Annotated in this window: 16 protein-coding genes and 2 pseudogenes; 12 read left to right on the top strand and 6 right to left on the bottom strand. The window is 72.9% G+C overall.

All coding sequences use genetic code 11. The features are described from left to right. Nucleotides 1–81 precede the first annotated feature (81 nt). A complete protein-coding gene (gene radA, locus ACZ42A_RS25840; protein WP_468529641.1) occupies nucleotides 82–1491 on the bottom strand; it encodes a DNA repair protein RadA in 1410 nt (469 codons plus the stop codon). 243 nt (nucleotides 1492–1734) lie between these two features. Here radA and ACZ42A_RS25835 point away from each other — a divergent pair, with 243 nt between their 5' ends. Beyond that, complete coding sequence (locus tag ACZ42A_RS25835) at nucleotides 1735–3465, top strand: BACON domain-containing protein (protein WP_468529640.1); 1731 nt, start codon at nucleotides 1735–1737, stop codon at nucleotides 3463–3465. A gap of 173 nt (nucleotides 3466–3638) precedes the next feature. On the opposite strand, the gene ACZ42A_RS25830 is transcribed toward ACZ42A_RS25835, so the two are convergent. Beyond that, entirely contained in the window at nucleotides 3639–4517 is an 879-nt protein-coding gene (locus tag ACZ42A_RS25830; RefSeq protein WP_468529639.1) for a DUF3109 family protein, read from the bottom strand. Between the two features lie 95 nt (nucleotides 4518–4612). Here ACZ42A_RS25830 and ACZ42A_RS25825 point away from each other — a divergent pair, with 95 nt between their 5' ends. The 4 genes from ACZ42A_RS25825 (at nucleotide 4613) to ilvD (ending at nucleotide 9362) form a co-directional block, all read left to right on the top strand. Continuing rightward, complete coding sequence (locus ACZ42A_RS25825) at nucleotides 4613–5545, top strand: Ppx/GppA family phosphatase (RefSeq protein WP_468529638.1); 933 nt, start codon at nucleotides 4613–4615, stop codon at nucleotides 5543–5545. Nucleotides 5546–5921: 376 nt separating this feature from the next. Continuing rightward, the gene (locus tag ACZ42A_RS25820; RefSeq protein WP_468529637.1) at nucleotides 5922–6746 is read left to right on the top strand and encodes a sugar phosphate isomerase/epimerase family protein; all 825 of its coding nucleotides are present in this window, start codon (nucleotides 5922–5924) and stop codon (nucleotides 6744–6746) included. Beyond that, nucleotides 6743–7354 carry a TetR/AcrR family transcriptional regulator gene (locus ACZ42A_RS25815; RefSeq protein ID WP_468529636.1) on the top strand — a complete coding sequence of 204 codons (612 nt, stop codon included), beginning with the start codon at nucleotides 6743–6745 and terminating at the stop codon, nucleotides 7352–7354. The genes ACZ42A_RS25820 and ACZ42A_RS25815 overlap by 4 nt, the downstream gene beginning before the upstream one ends. A 154-nt stretch (nucleotides 7355–7508) precedes the next feature. Beyond that, nucleotides 7509–9362 carry a dihydroxy-acid dehydratase gene (gene ilvD / locus ACZ42A_RS25810; RefSeq protein ID WP_468529635.1) on the top strand — a complete coding sequence of 618 codons (1854 nt, stop codon included), beginning with the start codon at nucleotides 7509–7511 and terminating at the stop codon, nucleotides 9360–9362. 148 nt (nucleotides 9363–9510) lie between these two features. Here ilvD and ACZ42A_RS25805 read toward each other — a convergent pair whose 3' ends face one another. Then, nucleotides 9511–11763 (bottom strand): protein kinase domain-containing protein, encoded by a 2253-nt coding sequence (locus ACZ42A_RS25805; RefSeq protein ID WP_468529634.1) that lies wholly within the window; start codon nucleotides 11761–11763, stop codon nucleotides 9511–9513. A 186-nt stretch (nucleotides 11764–11949) separates the two neighbouring features. On the opposite strand from ACZ42A_RS25805, the gene ACZ42A_RS25800 reads away from it, so the two are divergent. The 3 genes from ACZ42A_RS25800 to ACZ42A_RS25790 all read left to right on the top strand — a co-directional run bounded on the left by ACZ42A_RS25800 (nucleotide 11950) and on the right by ACZ42A_RS25790 (nucleotide 13964). Further along, complete coding sequence (locus tag ACZ42A_RS25800; RefSeq protein ID WP_468529633.1) at nucleotides 11950–12285, top strand: SH3 domain-containing protein; 336 nt, start codon at nucleotides 11950–11952, stop codon at nucleotides 12283–12285. A gap of 93 nt (nucleotides 12286–12378) precedes the next feature. Then, the gene (locus ACZ42A_RS25795; protein ID WP_468529632.1) at nucleotides 12379–12897 is read left to right on the top strand and encodes an EamA/RhaT family transporter; all 519 of its coding nucleotides are present in this window, start codon (nucleotides 12379–12381) and stop codon (nucleotides 12895–12897) included. Between the two features lie 254 nt (nucleotides 12898–13151). Next, nucleotides 13152–13964: a class I SAM-dependent methyltransferase gene (locus ACZ42A_RS25790; protein WP_468529631.1), complete on the top strand. Its 813-nt coding sequence runs from the start codon at nucleotides 13152–13154 to the stop codon at nucleotides 13962–13964. Between the two features lie 12 nt (nucleotides 13965–13976). On the opposite strand, the gene ACZ42A_RS25785 is transcribed toward ACZ42A_RS25790, so the two are convergent. Next, complete coding sequence (locus ACZ42A_RS25785; RefSeq protein WP_468529630.1) at nucleotides 13977–15410, bottom strand: SulP family inorganic anion transporter; 1434 nt, start codon at nucleotides 15408–15410, stop codon at nucleotides 13977–13979. 202 nt (nucleotides 15411–15612) lie between these two features. Between ACZ42A_RS25785 and ACZ42A_RS25780 the strand changes: the two are divergent. From ACZ42A_RS25780 to proC, 3 genes and pseudogenes are all read left to right on the top strand, one after another. Next, nucleotides 15613–16435 (top strand): annotated as a pseudogene (locus ACZ42A_RS25780) (ABC transporter ATP-binding protein). Beyond that, nucleotides 16432–17217 (top strand): ABC transporter permease, encoded by a 786-nt coding sequence (locus ACZ42A_RS25775; protein WP_468529629.1) that lies wholly within the window; start codon nucleotides 16432–16434, stop codon nucleotides 17215–17217. Before ACZ42A_RS25780 ends, ACZ42A_RS25775 begins: the two are co-directional and overlap by 4 nt. A gap of 152 nt (nucleotides 17218–17369) precedes the next feature. After that, nucleotides 17370–18182 (top strand): pyrroline-5-carboxylate reductase, encoded by an 813-nt coding sequence (gene proC, locus ACZ42A_RS25770; protein ID WP_468529628.1) that lies wholly within the window; start codon nucleotides 17370–17372, stop codon nucleotides 18180–18182. A gap of 30 nt (nucleotides 18183–18212) precedes the next feature. Here proC and ACZ42A_RS25765 read toward each other — a convergent pair whose 3' ends face one another. Beyond that, nucleotides 18213–18797, bottom strand: a complete 585-nt coding sequence (locus tag ACZ42A_RS25765; RefSeq protein WP_468529627.1) for a cysteine hydrolase family protein — start codon at nucleotides 18795–18797, stop codon at nucleotides 18213–18215. Nucleotides 18798–18872: 75 nt separating this feature from the next. Between ACZ42A_RS25765 and ACZ42A_RS25760 the strand changes: the two genes are divergently transcribed. Next, a complete protein-coding gene (locus ACZ42A_RS25760; RefSeq protein WP_468529626.1) occupies nucleotides 18873–19895 on the top strand; it encodes a GlxA family transcriptional regulator in 1023 nt (340 codons plus the stop codon). Here ACZ42A_RS25760 and trpS read toward each other — a convergent pair. Next, nucleotides 19799–20861: pseudogene (gene trpS, locus ACZ42A_RS25755) on the bottom strand (tryptophan--tRNA ligase). The gene ACZ42A_RS25760 and the pseudogene trpS sit on opposite strands and share 97 nt — an antisense overlap. Between the last annotated feature and the right edge of the window lie 552 nt (nucleotides 20862–21413).

The following is a 21413-nucleotide window of genomic DNA, read 5'->3' as shown; positions in this document are numbered from 1 at the left end:
TGCACTCCTCCGGTCGCAGGTTCTGGGGCGCTCCCGCAACGCGCACTCGGTTCGTACGGACGGGCGAGACCAGGGCAAAGTCTACCGGCGGTCCTCCGTCGTCCGGGGGGCCTCTCGGGGACGGGAGCGGGGGAGGGCCCTCAGGGCGTCCCCTATGTCGGCGACTTCCAGGACCTTCATACCGGGAGGGATCTTGCCCGGGTCGCCCGGGACGAGGGCGTGGGTGAAGCCCAGACGGTGTGCCTCGGCGAGCCGGCGCTGGACCCCCGTGACCCGTCTGACCTCGCCCGCGAGGCCCACCTCGCCGATCGCGACGAGGTTCTTCGGCAGCGGGGTGTCGCTCGCGGCCGAGGCGAGGGCGAGGGCGATCGCGAGGTCGGCGGCCGGCTCGGAGAGCTTCACGCCGCCGACCGTCGCGGAGTAGATGTCCCGCTTGCCCAGGGCGCTGATCCGGCCCCGCTGCTCCAGGACGGCCAGCATCATCGAGACCCGGGAGGTCTCCAGGCCGGAGGTGGTGCGGCGGGGGGAGGGGATCTGGGAGTCGACGGTGAGCGCCTGGACCTCGGCGACCAGGGGGCGGCGGCCCTCCAGGGTGACGGTCAGGCAGGTGCCGGGGACCGGTTCGTCACGACGTGTCAGGAAAAGTCCGCTCGGGTCGGCGAGGCCTGTGATGCCCTCGTCGTGCAGTTCGAAGCAGCCGACCTCGTCCGTGGCGCCGTAGCGGTTCTTGACGCCTCGCACCAGGCGCAGGCGGGCGTGCCGGTCGCCCTCGAAGTGCAGGACGACGTCCACCAGGTGCTCCAGCAGGCGGGGGCCGGCGATGGCGCCGTCCTTGGTGACATGGCCCACCAGGAGCGTGGACATGCCGCGCTCCTTGGAGGCCCGGATCAGGGCTCCGGCCACCTCGCGGACCTGGGCCATGCCGCCCGGGGCGCCGTCGATCTCCGGGGAGGCCACCGTCTGCACCGAGTCGAGGATCAGCAGCGAGGGCTTCACCGCGTCCAAATGGCCGAGGACGGCGGACAGATCGGTCTCGGCGGCGAGATACAGATGCTCGTCGAGGGCGTTGATCCGGTCGGCACGCAGCCGGACCTGGCTCGCCGACTCCTCGCCCGTGACGTACAGCGTCCGGTGGTCCTCGCTCGCCGACTTGGCCGCCACGTCCAGCAGCAGCGTCGACTTGCCGACGCCGGGCTCGCCCGCGAGCAGCACCACCGCGCCGGGGACCAGCCCGCCGCCGAGCACCCGGTCCAGCTCGGGTACGCCGGTGGGGCGGGCGGTGGCCTGGCGGCCGTCGACCTCGCCGATCGGCAGCGCGGAGGTGGTGACACGGCCCGGCGTCGTGGTCCGCACCGCGGGCGCGCCGTACTCCTCGACCGTCCCCCATGCCTGGCACTCGGGGCAGCGGCCGAGCCACTTCGCCGTCTGCCAGCCGCACTCCGTGCAGCGGTAGGACGGGCGGTCCTTGGTGGTCTTCGTACGGGCAGCCATGGACGAAACCGTAACCGGCCGCACTGACAACGCGGCCGCCGCCGGGCTGCGCCGACCGGGCCGCGCCCCGGTGCGAGCACCGGTGTGTTCTGCCTCACCCACCTCGAACCGGCCGCCGCGCACCCGGAATCAGCCGCGGAACGAGGGGTTCCTGTCCCCTTATGAGGGATCGTTTCACCCGTACGGATTAAAAGTGCTCAAGGGGGCAGAAGGGTCCTTCCCCGGCCGCCTACGGTCGGCCGGGTGATGAGCAGCAGCCCGGAGACCTCGACCCGCAGCACCGGCGCCCACCGAGTGCACCGCGAGGCGCGCGACCGCGCTGCGGCGCGCACACTCGCGCACCGTCCACCCGCCCGCTACGAGCCCTACCTCGACGGACTGTTCACCTACTGCCTCTCCGTGCTCTGCGACCACGACGCCGCCACCGCCGCCCTCGGCGAGGTGCTGTCCGTCGCCGAGCGGCGCGGCCAGCGCGCCCCCGAAACGGCCGGGGACCGCCGCGCCTGGCTGTACGCGCTGGCCCGCTGGGCCTGTCTGCGCAAGCTGGCCGAGGCCAAGCAGAAACGTCAGGCCACCCACGCGGCGGGCCGCCACAGTCCCGCCCGCCAGCGCTCCGCGCCATCCGCCCCGCCGGTCTCGGAGGAGGTCCAGGAGCAGCGCCGGCGCGAACTGGCCCTGCTCGCCTGGCCCGAGGCGGCCGGCACCACCCCGGAGCAGCGCGAGGCGCTGGAGCTCGCCGTACGTCATCACCTGGCCGCCCACGAGGTCGCCGCCGTGCTCGGCATGGACTCCGCCGCCGCCCGCGAGCTGCTGGCCGCCGCCGCCTGCGAGGTGGAACGCACCCGCGCGGCCCTCGCCGTCGTGGAGTCCGGCAGCTGTCCGGGCGTCGCCCGCCTCACCGACGACCGCCGGCTCGTCCTCAGCGCGGCCCTGCGCCGCGAGCTGGTCCGGCACGTCGACGACTGTCCGCGCTGCCGTCGCGGTGCCGAACGCGCGGTCCCCGGCCGCTGGCCCGGCGCCACGGTCACCCCCGCCGCCCTGCCCGTCCTGGAGGCGCCCCGCGCGGCCCTGCACAGGGCCATGGCGCACCACCCGCGCGCGCGGGGAGCCGCCTCGCCCCGCTTCGACCGGCGCGGCTTCCCCATGGACCCCAAGGACCGCGCCGCCCGCCGGGACCGCCTCCGGGCGCGTGCGGTCACCACGACCGTCGTCGCCACCGTCGTCGCCGCCCCCGTGATCGCCCTGTGGACCGCCTACCGGGGCACTTCCGTCACCGGCGAGGGCGAGGCCGGCCGCGGGGCCACCGCCAGCCGCGACGACGGCGTCGGCGGCCTCGGCAGCGAGGCGGCGGGCGGCGGCTACGAGAACGCCGGCAACGCCAGCACCCACCCCGGCGGACGCCTCTCCAAGGACACGGCACCCGATGTCTCCGTCGAGGTCGTCAGCGTCACCGGGGCCGGGAAGAAGGGCGCCGGCCAGCTGGAGGTCACCGCCGGCCACAGTGGCGACACCACGCTCGTCACCCTCACCGCCGTCGGCCACTCCCCGGTGCGCTGGTCGGCGTCCACCGGCGCCTCCTGGCTCTACTTCAGCCAGTCCTCGGGCACCCTGCGGCCCGGTGAGTCGATCACGATCAAGGTGTACGTCGACCATCTGCGCGAGCCGTCCGGGTACTGGACCGCGCGGGTGGCGATCTCACCCGCCGGCGCGGTCGTCTCCATCGCGGGCTACGGCACCGCGCCCACCCCGTCCGACCCCGGCCCGGCCCCCATGCCGAGCACGCCCGCCGACCCGCCGCCGTCGCACGACCCCGCTCCGACGCCGACGACCTCCGCGCCGACCGAGCCCCCGTCCAGCAGCCCGCCCCCGTCGCCCGACCCGGAACCCACGCCCAGCGCGCCCTCCCCGTCCGAGCCCGCGGGCTCGACGCCGCCGCCCGGCGACAGCGGCGACCCGAGCCCGGTCACGTCCTGATACGCCCCGCGTCAGCCCGCCGACCGACCGCGCGGGCGTCGGCAGGCGGGCCGATGGTGGGCGCGTCGGCAGGCGGACCGACCGCGCAGGCGCGAGGAGACCGGCCGACCGCGCGGGCGTCAGTAGACCGCCCGACCATGCGGGCGTCAGCGGACCAGCCGGCCGCGCGGGCGTCAGCCCACCGGGTCCGCGGGATGCGGCGCGACCAGCGGCAGCTGCGAGGCCAGCCGCTGCTCGCACAACTCGACCAGACGGTCGTAGCCCGCCTTGCCCATCAGCTCGGTCAGCTCCGCCCGGTAGGAGACGTACACCGGCTCGCCCGCGCCGTGCGCCGAGGTCGCCGACGTGCACCACCAGTGCAGGTCGTGGCCGCCCGGACCCCAGCCCCGGCGGTCGTACTCACCGATCGACACCTGGAGCACCCGGGTGTCGTCGGGCCGGTCGATCCACTCGTAGGTCCGGCGGACCGGCAGCTGCCAGCAGACGTCCGGCTTGGTCTCCAGCGGCTCGCGGCCCTCCTTGAGTGCGAGGATGTGCAGCGAGCAGCCCGCGCCGCCCGCGAAGCCGGGCCGGTTCTGGAAGATGCACGAGCCCTGGTACGGGCGGGTCTGCCGGGAGCCCTCGTCGTCCTCGGAGATCCAGCCCGTCTCCATGCCCACGTCGTGGTGCTGCCAGATCTCCGGCGTGAGCCTCGCCACATGCTCGGCGACCCGCTTCTCGTCGTCCTCGTCGGAGAAGTGCGCGCCCAGCGTGCAGCAACCGTCGTCCGCGCGGCCCGCCTGGATGCCCTGGCAGCCGCTTCCGAAGATGCAGTTCCAGCGAGAGGTCAGCCATGTCAGATCGCACCGGAAGACCTGCTCGTCGTCTGCCGGATCAGGAAACTCCACCCACGCGCGCGCGAAGTCGAGGCCCTTCTCGTCGGCCGTCGGGTCCTGCTTCGGCCTCTTCGGGGCGTCCTTCGCTGCTGTCGCCGACGAAGAACCCAGGACCTTTTTGTCCTTCTTGGACTTCTTGGCCGTCTTTTCGTCCTTCGCCTTTTTCGTCTTTGGCACGGAACCAGGGTAAGTCGACCGGAGCGGCTGCCGGGACCGGATCCTCAGCGGCTCCGGGGGAGGCCGCCGCTCCGGCGGGCAGTAGCGTTCCGTACATGAGACTCGGTGTCCTCGACGTGGGATCGAACACGGTGCATCTGCTGGTGGTGGATGCGCACCCAGGCGCGCGCCCGCTGCCCGCGCACTCGCACAAGGCTGAGCTCCGCCTCGCCCAGCTCCTCGACGAACACGGGGCCATCGGCCCCGAAGGGGTCGACAAGCTGATCGCCGTCGTGCACGACGCGCTCCAGGCCGCCGAGGACAAGGGCGTCGAGGAGCTGCTGCCGTTCGCGACCTCCGCCGTGCGCGAGGCAGGCAACGCCGACGAGGTCCTCGCGCGCGTGAAGGACGAGACCGGCGTCGAGCTCCAGGTCCTCACCGGGGCCGAGGAGGCCCGGCTGACCTTCCTCGCGGCCCGCCGCTGGTTCGGCTGGTCGGCCGGGAAGCTGCTGGTCCTGGACATCGGCGGCGGCTCCCTGGAGATCGCCTACGGCATCGACGAGGAGCCCGACGCGGCCGTCTCCCTGCCGCTCGGCGCCGGCCGGCTCACCTCCGCCTGGCTGCCCGGCGACCCGCCCGCCCCCGACGACGTCCGCGCGCTGCGCCGCCACGTGCGCGCCCAGATCGCCCGTACGGTCGGCGAATTCAGCCGCTTCGGCGCTCCCGACCACGTGGTCGCCACCTCCAAGACCTTCAAGCAGCTCGCCCGCATCGGCGGCGCCGCCCGCTCCACCGAGGGCCTCTACGTCCAGCGCGAGCTCAAGCGGGCCTCCCTGGAGTCCTGGGTCCCCCGCCTCGCCGCCATGACCGCCGAGGAGCGCGCCGAACTGCCCGGCGTCTCCGAGGGCCGCGCGGGCCAACTCCTCGCGGGTGCCCTGGTCGCCGAGGGCGCGATGGACCTCTTCGGCGTGGAGACGCTGGAGATCTGCCCGTGGGCGCTGCGGGAGGGCATCATCCTGCGACGGCTGGACCATATGCCGGGGGAGTGAGGCGGGGCCCGCGATGCCGGGGGAGTGAGGTGGGGGCCCGCGCGGACAGCCGGCGTGCGTGAAGTACGCCACCCCGCACCCGGCATCACGCACGCCCCAGGCATGCGCCCCGCGCCCCCACCCCCGGCGCACGCCCCCTCATCCGCGCGCCGGGCGCACACCCCGCTCTCCGTGCTCCCCGTAACCACCCATACGCCCGCATATCGCCGGAGCACCGGCCGCCCCCGCCGTAGCCCATCCCCGGTCACCAGCCCCCGCCGGCCCGCCCAACCACCCAAGAGCCGCCCCACGCGCGCGTGGCCGATTGCCGCGCCCGCGTGGGCGGCGCACAGCGGCTCACCCCCGGCGCCAAGCGGCGCACCGTACCCTGTCCTTCGTGGCAGAACCAGTGGTGCGCATCCCGGATGCGAAGGTCGCCCTGTCGACGGCCTCGGTCTATCCGGAGTCGACGGCGACGGCCTTCGAGATCGCCGCGCGCCTCGGGTACGACGGGGTCGAGGTCATGGTGTGGAACGACCCGGTCAGTCAGGACATCGAGGCACTGCGCCGGCTCAGCGACTACCACCACGTCCCGATCCTCGCCGTGCACGCCCCCTGCCTGCTCATCACCCAGCGCGTCTGGTCCACCGACCCCTGGGTCAAGCTGCAGCGCGCCCGCGCGGCCGCCGAGAAACTCGGCGCGAGCACCGTGGTCGTACACCCCCCGTTCCGCTGGCAGCGCCAGTACGCCCGTGACTTCGTCGCCGGAATCTGGCGGATGGCGAACGAGACGGATGTGCGGTTCGCCGTCGAGAACATGTACCCCTGGCGCTACCGCGACCGCGAGATGCTGGCGTACGCCCCCGACTGGGACGTGACCAAGGACGACTACCGGCACTTCACGATCGACCTCAGCCACACCGCCACCGCCCGCACCGACGCCCTCCAGATGATCGACCGCATGGGGGACCGTCTCGGCCATGTCCACCTCGCCGACGGCGGCGGCTCCAACAAGGACGAGCACCTGGTCCCCGGCCGCGGCACCCAGCCCTGCGCGGAGCTCCTGGAACGTCTTGCCCTGACCGGCTTCGACGGCCATGTCGTCATCGAGGTCAACACCCGCCGCGCCATGTCCGGCGCCGAGCGCGAGGCCGACCTCGCGGAGGCCCTGGCCTTCACCCGCCTCCATCTGGCCTCCGCGGTACAGGTGCCCCGACGATGACCGACGCGACCGCCCGCCGCCGGGGCCGCCCCCGCCGTACCGAGTCCGCCTCCGGCGACACCCGGGACCGCATCCTGGCCGCGGCCCGCGAAGAGTTCTCCGAGCGCGGCTACGAGAAGACGTCCGTACGGGGCATCGCCAAGGCGGCCGGCGTGGACTCGGCGCTGGTGCACCACTACTTCGGCACGAAGGAACAGGTCTTCCAGGCGGCGGTGGAGACCGTCTTCGCGCCCGCCCTCAGGGCGCCGGACGTGATCTTCGAGGGGCCCGCCGACGAGGTCGGCGAGCGGTTCGCGCGGTTCCTGTTCGGGATCTGGGAGAACCCGGTGACCCGGACGCCGCTGCTGGCCGTGCTGCGGTCCGCCGTCAACAACGAGGTGGCCGCCGCCGTCTTCCGCCGCCTGGTCGCCGGTCAGCTGCTGCGCCGGGTCGCCGCCCAGCTGGGCCTGCCCGATGCCGAGCTGCGCGCCGAGCTGGCGGCCGCGCAGCTGGTCGGGGTCGCCATGCTGCGCTACGTCATCAAGCTGGAGCCGCTGGCGTCGACCGACGTGGAAGTGATCATCAAGCGGGTCGCACCGGTGGTGCAGGGGCATCTGACCAACCCCTGATCCACTGAGTCCAGCCTTCGATTCCCTGAGACACCCGTCCCGCATTCCGGACACCCGCCCGGGCTGTCGTACCCCCGGCGTACGCTCGACTCATCCAGAACTCTCTGACTCATCCAGAACTGTCTGGCAGAGAACCTTGAAGGAGCGAGCGACGATGCCCGAGCTGAGGTCCCGCACAGTCACCCACGGCCGCAACATGGCGGGCGCCCGCGCCCTTATGCGCGCCTCCGGTGTACCCGGTGCGGACATCGGCCGGAAGCCGATCATCGCGGTCGCCAACAGCTTCACGGAGTTCGTGCCGGGCCACACCCACCTCCAGCCGGTCGGCCGGATCGTCAGCGAGGCGATCAAGGAGGCGGGCGGCATCCCGCGCGAGTTCAACACGATCGCCGTCGACGACGGCATCGCCATGGGCCACGGCGGCATGCTCTACAGCCTGCCCTCCCGCGACCTGATCGCGGACAGTGTGGAGTACATGGTCGAGGCGCACTGCGCCGACGCCCTGGTCTGCATCTCCAACTGCGACAAGATCACCCCGGGCATGCTGAACGCCGCCCTGCGGCTGAACATCCCCACGGTCTTCGTCTCCGGCGGCCCCATGGAGTCCGGCCGCGCCACGCTCGTCGACGGCACGGTCCGTACGCTCGACCTGGTCGACGCGATCTCCGACGCCGTGAACGACAAGATCTCGGACGAGGACATCCTCCGTATCGAGGAGAACGCCTGTCCGACCTGCGGCTCCTGTTCGGGCATGTTCACCGCCAACTCGATGAACTGCCTGACCGAGGCCATCGGCCTCTCCCTCCCCGGCAACGGCTCGGTCCTGGCCACCCACACCGCCCGCCGCGCGCTCTACGAGAACGCCGCCCGCACGGTCATGGACCTGACCCGCCGCTACTACGAGCAGGACGACGACTCGGTCCTGCCCCGCAACATCGCCACCTTCGCGGCCTTCGAGAACGCGATGGCCCTCGACATCGCGATGGGCGGCTCCACCAACACGATCCTGCACCTGCTGGCCGCCGCCCAGGAGGCCGGTGTGCCGTTCGGCCTGGAGGAGATCGACGCCGTCTCCCGCCGGGTCCCCTGCCTGGCGAAGGTCGCGCCCAACGTCGCCAAGGACCGCACGTACTACATGGAGGACGTGCACCGCGCGGGCGGCATCCCCGCCCTCCTCGGCGAACTGCACCGCGCGGGCCTGCTCAACGAGGACGTCCACGCGGTCCACAGCCCGTCCCTGGCGGACTGGCTGAAGACCTGGGACGTGCGCGGCGGCTCCCCGTCCCCCGAGGCCGTCGAACTGTGGCACGCCGCCCCCGGCTGCGTCCGCTCCGCCGAGGCCTTCTCCCAGTCGGAGCGCTGGGAGGCCCTGGACACCGACGCCGAGAACGGCTGCATCCGCTCCGCCGAGCACGCCTACTCCAAGGACGGCGGCCTCGCCGTTCTCAAGGGCAACCTGGCGGTCGACGGCTGCGTCGTGAAGACGGCCGGCGTCGACGAGTCGATCTGGACCTTCGAGGGCCCGGCCGTCGTCTGCGAGTCGCAGGAGGAGGCCGTCGAGAAGATCCTCAACAAGCAGGTCACCGACGGCGACGTGGTCGTCATCCGCTACGAGGGCCCCAAGGGCGGCCCCGGTATGCAGGAGATGCTCTACCCGACGTCCTTCCTCAAGGGGCGCGGCCTCGGCAAGACCTGCGCCCTGATCACCGACGGCCGGTTCTCCGGCGGCACCTCCGGCCTGTCCATCGGGCACGCGTCCCCCGAGGCGGCGTCCGGCGGCACCATCGCGCTCGTCGAGGACGGCGACCGCATCCGCATCGACATCCCGAACCGCTCGATCGAGCTGCTGGTCGACGAGGCCGAACTGGCCCGCCGCGAGCAGGCCCTGAACGGCGTCTACGCCCCGAAGAACCGCGACCGCAAGGTCTCGGCCGCTCTGCGCGCGTACGCCGCGATGGCCACCAGCGCCGACAAGGGCGCGGTCCGGGACGTCAGCAAGCTCGGCTGACCCCGTCGTACGACTGAGCGGCCGCCTCCGTGACCGGGGGCGGCCGCTCGCTGCGTCGCCGCTTGCTGCGTCGAGGTCTCACCAGGCGTCGAGTCTCACCAGGCACCGAGTCTCATCAGGCGCCGAGGCCTCACCGGGCGCCGTAGCCTCACCAGGCGCCCGGATCCCGCCCGTCCACCCCGAAGACCGTGCCGTCCGGTGCCGCGGCGTACACGCGCGTGCCCACCAGCACCGGCGCGGGCACCTCGCCCGCGACCTTGTCGGAGCCCGTGCCCAGCCGCGCGGGCGTCTGCCCGACCAGCTCCCCGCCCCGGGCGTCCACGGCGATCAGCCGCCCGTCGGCGGCGGTGAAGTACACCAGCCGGCCGTCGGCGACCGGCGCCGAGCCCCGGCTCACGGACGTCTCCAGATGCCACAGCCGCTTCCCGCGCGCCAGGTCGAAGGCCTCCAGGGAACCGCCCGCCCCCAGCACGTACACCACATCGCCGTACACGGCGGCCTGCGTGTCCTGCCGCGGCACGGGCAGCGCCACCCGGTCCGCCGCGCGGGACCCCGGGTCGTACCGGACGACGGCGTCCGTGTCGCCGTAGACGGAGTCGACGGCGGTGAAGTAGACGGAGCGCGTACCGGACCCGGAGCCGGGCTCCGCCTCCGCCTCCGCCGTGCCGACCGGCTTCACCGTGCCCTCCAGCACGGCCGTCCAGCGCACCTTCCCGCTCGCCGGATCCACCGCGCTGACGCGTGTGCCCGTGCCGTCGCCGGACGGGGTGGCGGTGTAGGCCAGCGGGTCTCCGGGAAAGGCCGCGAAGGACGGCATGGCGTGACCCGGTATCCGCGCGCTCCACCGGGTCTCGCCGGTCGCGCTGTCCACCCCGGTGACCGTTCCGTCGGCGCGGGTGAGCAGCAGCATGCCCCCGGCGTACCGCGTCGCGGACTGCCGCGGCAGGTCCCGGTGCCAGACCTCCGCTCCCGAGGCGGGGTCGAGAGCCGCGAGGTGCCGGCCGCCGTCCGTGTCGGGCTGCACCAGGCCGCCCGAGACGACGGGCGGCCCGCTCGTCGGGCCGGTGGCGACGGTGCGCGTCCACGCGCGCGTGCCGTCGGCCGGGTCGAGCGCGAAGACCTGCCCGGGCCGGGAGCACAGCAGTAGCCCCGCGCCGTACGCGCACTGCGGTACGGCCCCGCCCCGCGTCGTGGGCTTCGCCGCCCACGCGCTGAACCCGGCTGTCGCCGTACGCGGCGACGTGTCCTCGGGCGCCTCGCCGAGCGCTCGCACCGACACCAGCGCACCGCCCACGAGGACGGCGGCGGCGAGCGCGGCGAGAACAAGGCGGCGGCGCTTGGGCCGCGCGGCGACTTCGCCGCCCGGACCGGGTTCCCCGCCCGGACGGGGTTCCCTGCCCGGACCGGAATGCCCGCCCGGACCGGGATCCCCGCCGCGGCCGGTACGGCCCCGCAGCCGGAGTCTCCCGGCCGCCGCCCCGGCGTCCGGCGGGGCCGCGGGTGCCGGGAGGTGCTGCCGGGGCTCCTCCTCGCCCACCCGCTGCGCCGGTATGAACGCCTGCGTGTCGTACGAGGCCGCGACCGACCGCAGCTCTCGCATCAACTCGTCCGGCGTGGGCCGCTGTTCGGGCTCCTTCGCCAGACAGCGCAGCACCAGCGGAGCAAGCCCCTCCGGTACGCCGGTCAGATCGGGCTCGTCATGGACGACCTGGTAGGCGACGACATAGGGGCTGTCGGAGTCGAACGGCCCGCGCCCGGTCGCCGCGTGCACCATGACCGAGCCGAGCGCGAAGATGTCGGCGGCGGGCCCCACCTCGCGCGGACGCCGGAACTGCTCCGGTGCCATGAACGGCGGCGTCCCGATCAACTTGCCGGTCTCGGTGCGCAGTTCGCTGTCCTTCGGCCGGGAGATGCCGAAGTCGATGACCTTCGGCCCGTCCTCGGCGAGCAGCACGTTGCTCGGCTTGAGATCCCGGTGCACGACGCCCACCCGGTGGATGTCGCGCAGCGCCTCCGCCAGCCCCGCCATCAGCCGGCGCAGCTGGGCCGCGGGCATGGGTCCGTTCCGCTTCACTTCCTCGGACAGGGTGGGGCCGGGGATGAACAGCGTGGCCATCCAGGGCCGTTCGGCCTCCGGGTCGGCGTCGACGACCGGCGCGGTGAAGGCGCCGCTGACCCGCCGGGCCGCCGCCACCTCCTGCCGGAACCGCCCCCTGAACTCGGGGTCCCTGGCGAACTCCGCGTGCACGACCTTCACCGCGAGCTTCATCCCGGAGGGGCTGCGCGCCAGGTGTACGACGCCCATGCCGCCGGAGCCCAGACAGGACTCCAGGCGGTAGTGACCGGCGTACTCGGGAAGTTCCGCTTCCGCGCCCGCTCCGGTGTTGCGCTGTGGCGCCATGGACCACCCCCGTGCTCTTCGTCCGCGCGCGCGACGCACGGAGCCTAGTCGATGACTCGTACGGGACCGAGGCGGCTTGCTAGCCTCCGTGTGCGAGTTGCGTACATATGTTTCGAGACGCGATTCCAGGGAATCAACGCGACCCCATGGCCGTCCCGAGCCATGGGTCAACGGGGGAGGTTTTCCATGGCTGTGGACAACGTGGAAGAGGTCGACGGCGTCGCCGAGGCCATCGAGGCCGAGACGGCGGCCGAGGGCGTCACGACGATGGCCGTGCGCTACTACCCGGTCGCCCCGGGCGTCCGGCTCAACGTCCGAAGCGGCCCCGGCACCAACTACCCGCTCGTCCGTACGCTGGCCGAGGGCGCCCGCGTCCCGATCTTCTGCCAGCGTCCCGGCGAGACGATCACCGGCCCGTACGGCACCTCGAAGATCTGGGACAACATCAGCCAGGGCGAGTACGTCTCCGACGCCTACGTGAACACGGGCAGCGACGGCTACGTCGCCTCGCGCTGCCTCTGAGGCTCCGGCGTCCCCGGCGTCCGTCTTTGACAACGCGGACGCCCTGGGAGCCCGCCCCCCGGGCCGTCGGCCCACGGAAGCCATAATCGACGCGTGAGCGACGAAACCGGCACCCCGACGACGACCCCCGCGGGCTCCCAGCCCAGCGCGGCAGGCCCCCGCCCCGAGCCCCTCCGCTTCTTCGGCACGACCTGGCTGCACCACGACAACGGCTACGCCCTGCGCCGGGCCGCCGCCTCGGCCGGCTCGCTCGCCGCCGCCGTCGTCTCCTGCCTGGTGCTGCGCTTCGCGTACGAGGGCCTGGCGATCGCGAACACCGGCAACCTGGTCTCGCTCCTGGTCGTGGTGATGTTCGCGGTGTGCAGCGCGCTCGCGTTCCGGCACACCTGGGACAGCTTCGGCAAGCGCCCCGACCCCGAGCGCCAGGCCTCCCTGCGCGGCCTGCTGGCCATCGGCTTCGTCGGCTCCCTCCTCGCCTACTTCTTCCGCTCCCTCACCGAGGCGCCCGGCGAGAAACTGCACCGCCGGGAGTACGAGACGGCCCGCGAGCAGTACGAGCAACGCACCGCCCGCCGCACCGGCAACCCGTCGAAGAAGCGCCGCCGCGCCTGACCGGCCGCACCTGGCGGCCCGTCGAGGAAGCGCCGCCGCGCGTGACTGGTCGCACCGGCGGCCCGTCGAGGAAGCGCCGCCGCGCGTGACTGGTCGCACCGGCGGCCCGTCGAGGAAGCGCCGCCGCGCCTGACCGGCCGCACCGGCAACCCGTCGAGGAAGCACCGCCGCGCCTGACCCGCCCCCCCAAGGCGCCCCACCGGGCTTTCCCGAAACCGCCCGCCATCGCTCACCTCCCCGGCCACCATGGCCGTATGCCGACTCCGCCGTCCCACGCCGACAGGGCCCACTCCTTCAACGCCGCCGCGGCCCAGTACGCCGCGCACCGCCCCGCCTATCCGCCCGCCCTGTTCGACGCGATCGAGGAGATCGCCGGCCGTTCCTTCGCCGGCGCCCGGGTCGCGGACATCGGCGCGGGGACCGGCATAGCGACGGCCCTCCTGCACCGGCGCGGCGCCGAGGTCGTCGCCGTGGAGCCCGGTGACGGCATGGCGACCGAATTCCGCCGCGCCCACCCCGGCATCCCGCTCGTCCGCGGCGACGGCAACGCCCTCCCGCTCGCCGACTCCCGCGCCGACTTCGTCACCTACGCCCAGGCCTGGCACTGGACCGACCCCGCGCGCGCCCTGCCGGAGGCGGTCCGGGTGCTGCGGCCGGGCGGCGCGCTCGCGCTGTGGTGGAACCGGGACGCCCTGGACGTCCCCTGGATCGCCGAACAGACGGACCGCGTCCGGCGGCACTACGGCGATGACGTGGTCGTCGCCTGGGGGACCCGCGTCCCCCGCACCACCCTCCTCCCGGCGGCCAGGGCCGCAGCCGAGGCCGTCGCGGCCGCCGCCGTCACCACGGAGTGCGTCCGCAGGGTCGTCCGCTGGAGCCGCCGCGTGCCGGTCGACACCCATCTCGCCAACCTCGGCAGCCACTCGGTCTTCCTGGTCCTCGGCACGGACCGCAGCGCGGCCTTCCTCGCCGAGGAACGCGACCACCTCCTGCGCCGCTTCCCGGACGGCACCGTCGAGGAGGTCTACGACGTGGAACTCCTGGTCACCACCACCCCACGGCCCTGACCCCGCAGGCTCTCATCCCGCGTTGGGCCCCTCCCCGGCCCGCACCCCCGGCCCCCGCCCCGTCAGCCACCCCTCCAGCGCGGCCGCACAAGCGTGGTCCACATGCCGCAGCCCGCCCAGCTCCAGCCGCACCGGGCGATCCGGAGGCAGCGCCTCCAACTCGTCCAGCAGCTTCGGCAACCGCAGGAACGTCGCATGCCCCCGCAGCCGGACGACGATCCCCGCCGCTCCCTGGTCCTCGGTCTCCACGTGCACATGGCTGGCGTCCCACGCGCTCTTGGCCACAGCCAGCGCCAGCCCAGTCAGCACCCCCTCGAAGAGGTTCCCCACGACGATCGCCCCGGCGGTCACCCCGAGCACGACCACCTCCCCCCGATGTCCCCGCCACAGCGCTCCCAACTCCCGCACCGGCACCAACCTGCACCCCGCATGCACCAGCAGCCCCGCCAGCGCCGCCACCGGAATCACCCCCAGCGCCCCGGGCATCCCGCAGGTGAACACCACCAGCCACACGCCGTGCAGCACCCGCACCGCCCGGGTCCGCGCCCGGGCACCCCCAGCCGCGCTCCGGACGATCACCGCGGTCATCGGCAACGCCCCGAGCACCCCGCACACCGTGTTCCCCGCGCCCTGCGCGATCAGCTCCCGGTCGTAGTCGGTGCGCGGCCCGGTGCCCATCCGTTCCACCGCCGCCGCGCTGAACAACGACTCCACCGACGCGATCACCGCGAAGGCCAGAACGGTCCCGATCACCCCCACATCCGCCAGCCGCCCGAGATCCGCGAGCTCCGGCAGCCGTACCGCCTCCAGCAGCCCGCGCACCTCGACCCGCCGCACCTCCAGGTCGAACACCCCGGTCACCGCCGCCGCGAAGGCCACCGCGACCAGCGGCGCGGGCACCAGCCGGGCACCCCGCCGCCACCGCGGCCACAGCAGCAGTACGGCCATGGTGGCACCCCCCACTGACAACGCCACCGGATCCACCCGCCCCGGCAGCGACACCAGCCCCACGACCTTCCCCGCCCCGCTCGCCGGCGCCGCCGCGTCCCCCAACGCGTACACCTGCCCGGCGATCAGCACGAGTCCGATCCCGGCGAGCATCCCCTGCACCACGGCCACGGACACCGCCCGGAACCACCGCCCGAGCCGCGCGGCTCCCAGCCCGATCTGCACCAGCCCGGCCGCGCACACCAGCACCCCTAGCGCCTGCACCCCGTACGCCCGCACCGCCTCGTACACCAGCACCGTCATGCCCGCGGCCGGCCCGCTCACCTGGAAGGTGCTCCCGGGCAGCGCCCCCGCGACCAGCCCGCCGACGACGCCGGTGACCAGTCCCAGCTCCGCGGGTACTCCGGAGGCGATGGCCACGCCCACGCACAGCGGCAGGGCGGCCAGGAAGACGACGAGGGAAGCGAAGAAATCGGCTTGGCGTCTGCCACGGCGCATGACGGCGGCACCTCCGGCGACCTATGGCCCGACACGTGAAATCCATTGTCAGAGGGGGAAATTGGCAGCGCAGCGCCTGGGCACTCCCTTCCTCCACAAACGGAAGCGTGAAAACCGGACGCGCCGACTCCGATCACTCCGCCGCGCGCCTGCGCCCCGCCGCCACTTGACGCGCCCCAGCCCCGAGAGGAGTATTCATCACATGATGAATTACGTTTCCAAGCCTCCCGACGGCACGGCGCCACAGCCCCCCCACGGCGCCCGGGAACCCGCCGTCCGCGCCGACGGCCTCACCGTCGTCCGCGGCCCCCGCACCGTCCTGCGCGACCTCCGCTTCACCGTCCCCCGCGGCCAGATCACCGGACTCCTCGGCCCCTCCGGCTGCGGCAAATCGACCCTCATGCGCGCGATCGTCGGCACCCAGGCCAAGGTCACCGGCACCCTCGACGTCCTCGGCCGCCCCGCCGGCCACCCCGCCCTGCGCACCCGCATCGGCTACGTGACCCAGGCCCCCTCCGTCTACGACGACCTGACCGTCCGCCAGAACCTCGCCTACTTCGCGGCGATACTCGCCCCCGGCCGCGTCGCCGCCGAACGCCGCCACCACGAGGTCACCCGAGCCATCGCCGACGTCGACCTCACCAGCCACGCCGATGTCCTCGCCGGCCAGCTCTCCGGCGGCCAGCGCAGCCGCGTCTCCCTCGCCGTTGCCCTGCTCGGCGCCCCCGAACTCCTCGTCCTCGACGAACCCACCGTCGGCCTCGACCCCGTCCTGCGCCGCGACCTGTGGAACCTCTTCCACGACATCGCCGCCTCCCGCGGCGCCACCCTCCTCATCTCCTCCCACGTCATGGACGAGGCCGAGCGCTGCCACCGCCTCCTGCTCATGCGCGAGGGCGAGATCCTCGCCGACGACACCCCCGACGCCCTGCGCGCCCGCACCGGCGCCGACACCGTCGAAGCGGCCTCTGCACCTGGTCGACGAGGCCGCAGGCCGCGGGACCGCGAAGGAGACCACCCGATGAGCACCACCACCGCCCCGGCGCTCCGGCCCGCCCCCACCAGCGCCCTGAACGCCTCCCGCACCACCGCCACCGCCGCCCGCGTCCTGCGCCAGCTCGCCCACGACCCGCGCACGATCGCGCTGATGATCCTCATCCCCTGCGTGATGCTGTTCCTGCTGCGCTACGTCTTCGACGGCAGCCCGCGCACCTTCGACAACATCGGCGCCTCGCTCCTCGGGATCTTCCCGCTGATCACCATGTTCCTGGTGACCTCGATCGCCACCCTGCGCGAACGCACCTCGGGCACCCTCGAACGCCTCCTCGCCATGCCCCTCGGCAAAGGCGACCTCATCGCGGGCTACGCCCTCGCCTTCGGCACCCTGGCGATCATCCAGTCCGCCCTCGCCACGGCCCTCGCCCTCTGGGCCCTCGGCCTCGACGTCACCGGCTCCCCGTGGCTGCTCCTGCTGGTCGCCCTTCTCGACGCCCTGCTCGGCACCGCCCTCGGCCTCTTCGTCTCCGCCTTCGCGGCCTCCGAGTTCCAGGCCGTCCAGTTCATGCCCGCGGTGATCTTCCCCCAGCTCCTCCTCTGCGGCCTCTTCACCCCGAGGGACAACATGCACCCCGTCCTCGAAGCCATCTCCAACGTGCTGCCCATGTCCTACGCCGTCGACGGCATGAACGAGGTCCTCCGGCACACCGACATGACCGCCGACTTCGTCCGCGACGCCCTGATCGTCGCCGGCTGCGCCCTCCTCGTCCTCACCCTGGGCGCCGCGACGCTACGCCGCCGTACGACCTGAACGCCGTACGACCCGAACGGCGCCGTACGACCCGACAACCCCGCCTTCCGCCGCCCCGCCCGGCGTCCGCCCACCGGACACCCGACCCGTCGCCGCACCCCCGAGTGCGAGGATGAACCCGGACGACGCACACCCCGGAGGGCACCCCAGCCATGACCCAGAAAGTCGCAGTCCTCGGCACCGGCAAGATCGGCGAAGCCCTGCTCAGCGGAATGATCCGCGCCGGCTGGACCCCCGCCGACCTCCTGGTCACCGCCCGCCGCCCGGAGCGAGCCGAAGAACTCCGCACCCGCTACGGCGTCACCCCGGTCAGCAACGCCGAAGCCGCCAAGACCGCCGACACCCTGATCCTCACGGTCAAGCCGCAGGACATGGGCACCCTCCTCGACGAACTCGCCCCCCACGTCCCCGCCGACCGCCTGGTCATCAGCGGCGCCGCGGGCATCACCACCTCCTTCATCGAGGACCGCCTCACCGCCGGCACCCCGGTCGTCCGCGTCATGACGAACACCCCCGCTCTCGTCGACGAGGCCATGTCCGTCATCTCCGCCGGCAGCCACGCCACCGCCGACCACCTTGCCCACACCGAGGAGATCTTCGGCGCCGTCGGCAAGACGCTCCGCGTCCCCGAGTCCCAGCAGGACGCCTGCACCGCCCTCTCCGGCTCCGGCCCGGCCTACTTCTTCTATCTGGTCGAAGCCATGACCGACGCCGGCATCCTCCTCGGCCTGCCCCGCGACAAGGCCCACGACCTGATCGTCCAGTCCGCGATCGGCGCCGCCACGATGCTCCGCGACAGCGGCGAACACCCGGTCAAGCTCCGCGAGAACGTCACCTCCCCCGCCGGCACCACCATCAACGCCATCCGCGAGCTGGAGAACCACGGCGTACGAGCCGCCCTCATCGCCGCCCTCGAAGCCGCCCGCGACCGCAGCCGCGAACTCGCCTCCGGCAACAACAGCTGACCCGCCGGCCCACCCGCCCGCCGGGGGCGGTCACTTCGCCGCGGCCACGACCTCCTCGGTGAGGACCACCCGCGCGAACCCGCCCCCGTGCAGCGACACCGCCGACGCCCGCGCCACCTCGTCCGCACTCCGGTGCCAGCCGAACGGCCCGGCCAGATCGAAGGTGTACGTCGCGTCGTACGCCACCACCACGTCGTATCCCAGGTTCCCGCCCATCCGCGCGGTCGTCTCCACGCACATGTTGGTCTGGATCCCCGCCACCACGACCTGCGAGATCCCCTCCGCCCTCAGCCAGGCGTCCATATCCGGCGTTCCGTAGAAGGCCGAGTTCACGGTCTTCGTCACCAGCAGCTCGCTCCCGGCCCCCTTCCCGCGCCGCTCCTCCACATACTCCTTGAAGTCGTTGCCCGTATACCCCCGCCGCAGCGGCGACTCCGGCTTCACCGAGTCATGCCGCACGAAGACGACCGGCCGCCCCGTCAGCTGCCAGGTGTCGATGAGCGAAGCGATGTTCTCGTCGGCTCCCGGGTTGTTCCGGGCACCCCAGAACTCGGACTCCTCGAAGCCCTTCTGCACATCCACGACCACCAGCGCTGCGTTCTTCGCGATCTCCATGCCTCCCAGCATGGTGCCCACGAGCCACCCGCCCCAGAGGCGCAGAAGTCATCGATCGATGGTTTACTGCCACCCATGCATCGCGTGGCCCTCGTCGCCTTCCCCGGCATCCGCGCCTTCGACGTCTCCGTCATCACCGAGGTCTGGGGCACCGACCGCACCGACCGCGGCGCCCCCGCCTTCGACCTGCGCCGCGTCGCCACCGACACCACCCCCATCCCCATGCGCGGCGGTCTCTCCCTCCTTCCCGACCGCACCCTCGCCTGGCTGTCCCGGGCCGACCTGATCCTGATCCCCGGCCTCGACGACCACATCACGCCCGCACCCACCTCCGTCCTCGACGCCCTGTGCCGCGCCCACGCCCGCGGCACCACCCTCGCCGCCCTCTGCGGCGGCGCCTTCACCCTCGCCCAGGCCGGCCTCCTCGACGACCGCCGCGCCATCACGCACTGGAACCTCGTCGACGACCTCCGCGCCCGGCACCCTCGCGTCACCGTCGTCCCCGACGCGCTCTTCATCGAGGACGACAACATCTGGACCGCGGCCGGCACCGCCGCCGGCATCGACCTCTGCCTCCACCTCGTCCGCCGCGCCCACGGCGCCGAGGCCGCCGCCACCATCGCCCGCTCCATGGTCACGGCCCCCTTCCGCACCGGAACCCAGGCACAGTTCATCGAGCACCCCACCCCACGCGCGGACCGCGACGCCGACACCCTCGCCGCCGTACGCGAACACGCCCTGCGCCACCTGCACGAACCGCTCACGGTCGCCGATCTCGCCGCCCACGCGGGCATGTCACCGCGCACCTTCGCCCGCCACTTCACCGCGGAGACCGGCACCACACCCCTGCGCTGGCTCCTCGACCAGCGCATCGCCGCCGCCCAGAAACTCCTCGAACGCACCGACCTCCCCATGCCCGAGGTCGCCCGCCGCGCCGGCTTCGGCAGCGAGGTCACGATGCGCCAGCACTTCGCATCGCGCCTCGCCACCAGCCCACGCGCCTACCGCGCCGCGTTCACCACAGCGCCGACGCCGGCCCCCGCCGCCTCCGTACCGCCCGTATCAGAGGAAGCCGGCAGCAACCCGATCGCGCGATAAGCGGCATCCACGGTCGGCCGGGCCATCGCCCGAGCCCGCTCCGCACCATCCCGCAGCACCCCCTCCACATAGCCGGGATCCGCACACAACTCCTTGTGCCTCTCCTGTACGGGCCTCAGGAGCTCGACCACGGCCTCAGCGGTGTCCTTCTTCAAGGCGCCGTACGACTCATATACACCCGCCCAGCGCCTCCGGGTTCCCACCCGTACACGCGGCGAGGATCTCCAGCAGATTCGCCACCCCGGGCCGCCCCTCCCGGTCGTACACGACGTCCCGCCCGCTGTCCGTCACGGCCCGCATGACCTTCTTGCGCACCACGTCCGGCTCGTCGAGCAGATAGACGATCCCCGGCCCGACGTCGTCACTCTTGCCCATCTTCGACGTCGGGTCCTGAAGGTTCATCACCCGCGCTGCCACCCCCGGAGACGTGGCCCGAGGCACCACGAACGTGTGCCCGTACCGCTGGTTGAACCGCACCGCCAGATCCCGGGTCAGCTCGACATGCTGCGTCTGGTCGTCCCCGACCGGCACCTCGTCGGCCCCGTACGCCAGGATGTCCGCCGCCATCAGCACGGGATACGTGAGCAGCGACAGCCGCACACTCCCGCCCCGCTCCCGCTCACGCGCGGCCTTCTCCTTGTACTGGATCATCCGCCGCATCTCGCCGTCGGTCGCCACGCACTCCAGGAGATACGACAGCCGCGTGTGCTCGTCGACATGGCTCTGTACGAAGAGAGTGCACCGCTCGGGATCCAGGCCGGCCGCCAGCAGCAGCGTCGCCGCCTGCCGGCTGAGCCGCCGCACCCGCGCCGGATCGTGGTCCACGGTCAGCGCGTGCAGATCGACGACGCAGAACAGCGCGTCCGCCTGGTGCTGGTCCACCGCGACCCACCGCTGCATGGCCCCCAGGTAGTTCCCCAGCGTCAGATGCCCGGTCGGCTTGACCCCGCTGAAGACCCGCTTCATCTCTCCACCTCCTGCTCGGGGCCGCCGCCGTCACCGACGACCGCCCCTCCCGGAGGGAGATACGACTACGGCCGCCGAGGCGGCGGCCGTTGAGTGCATACGTGAGTACGGCCGCCGTCAGGCGGCCCACCACAGCTGGGTGCACGTACGCGTAGTCACGGCATCCACGATACGCCGCGAGGGTGTCTCCCGCCCCGGAGTTGACACACCCCACACGGATCCGTACTGTTCTCCGGGTTGTCCGACGTGAGCGCCGACTCCGGTCGGTCCCCGGACAGCCATTCCGCAAGTACCAAACCACTCTCGACGAGCAGTCGATCTGCTGTCGTGCCATTGGCATGCGTATTTGCGAAATGAGGAATCCGCGTTCGAAAGGACGCAGCCCCCGATTAGCTCGGGAGCGAGGAATCCGCTAAAGTCTCACTCGTCGGAACGGCCCAAAGGCCGCGAAGACAACCCCCCTCTGACTGGGAGTCAGGCCCGAAAGGATCTGATAGAGTCGGAACCGCCGGAAAGGGAAACGCGAGAGCGGGAACCTGGAAAGCACCGAGG

The sequence above is a fragment of the Streptomyces sp. NPDC030838 genome (assembly GCF_055572035.1).
Note: the sequence above shows the minus strand (reverse complement) of the source record. Positions and strands in the feature narration are given on the sequence as shown.

Bases quoted from the DNA above. Each gene is read 5' to 3' on its own strand.
- ACZ42A_RS25805 (WP_468529634.1), bottom strand. From the start codon at position 11,763: ATGGCGCCACAGCGCAACACCGGAGCGGGCGCGGAAGCGGAACTTCCC.
- ACZ42A_RS25765 (WP_468529627.1), bottom strand. From the start codon at position 18,797: ATGGAGATCGCGAAGAACGCAGCGCTGGTGGTCGTGGATGTGCAGAAG.
- ACZ42A_RS25785 (WP_468529630.1), bottom strand. From the start codon at position 15,410: ATGCGCCGTGGCAGACGCCAAGCCGATTTCTTCGCTTCCCTCGTCGTC.
- radA (WP_468529641.1), bottom strand. From the start codon at position 1,491: ATGGCTGCCCGTACGAAGACCACCAAGGACCGCCCGTCCTACCGCTGC.
- ACZ42A_RS25800 (WP_468529633.1), top strand. From the start codon at position 11,950: ATGGCTGTGGACAACGTGGAAGAGGTCGACGGCGTCGCCGAGGCCATC.
- ACZ42A_RS25775 (WP_468529629.1), top strand. From the start codon at position 16,432: ATGAGCACCACCACCGCCCCGGCGCTCCGGCCCGCCCCCACCAGCGCC.
- ilvD (WP_468529635.1), top strand. From the start codon at position 7,509: ATGCCCGAGCTGAGGTCCCGCACAGTCACCCACGGCCGCAACATGGCG.
- ACZ42A_RS25790 (WP_468529631.1), top strand. From the start codon at position 13,152: ATGCCGACTCCGCCGTCCCACGCCGACAGGGCCCACTCCTTCAACGCC.
- ACZ42A_RS25825 (WP_468529638.1), top strand. From the start codon at position 4,613: ATGAGACTCGGTGTCCTCGACGTGGGATCGAACACGGTGCATCTGCTG.
- ACZ42A_RS25760 (WP_468529626.1), top strand. From the start codon at position 18,873: ATGCATCGCGTGGCCCTCGTCGCCTTCCCCGGCATCCGCGCCTTCGAC.
- proC (WP_468529628.1), top strand. From the start codon at position 17,370: ATGACCCAGAAAGTCGCAGTCCTCGGCACCGGCAAGATCGGCGAAGCC.
- ACZ42A_RS25815 (WP_468529636.1), top strand. From the start codon at position 6,743: ATGACCGACGCGACCGCCCGCCGCCGGGGCCGCCCCCGCCGTACCGAG.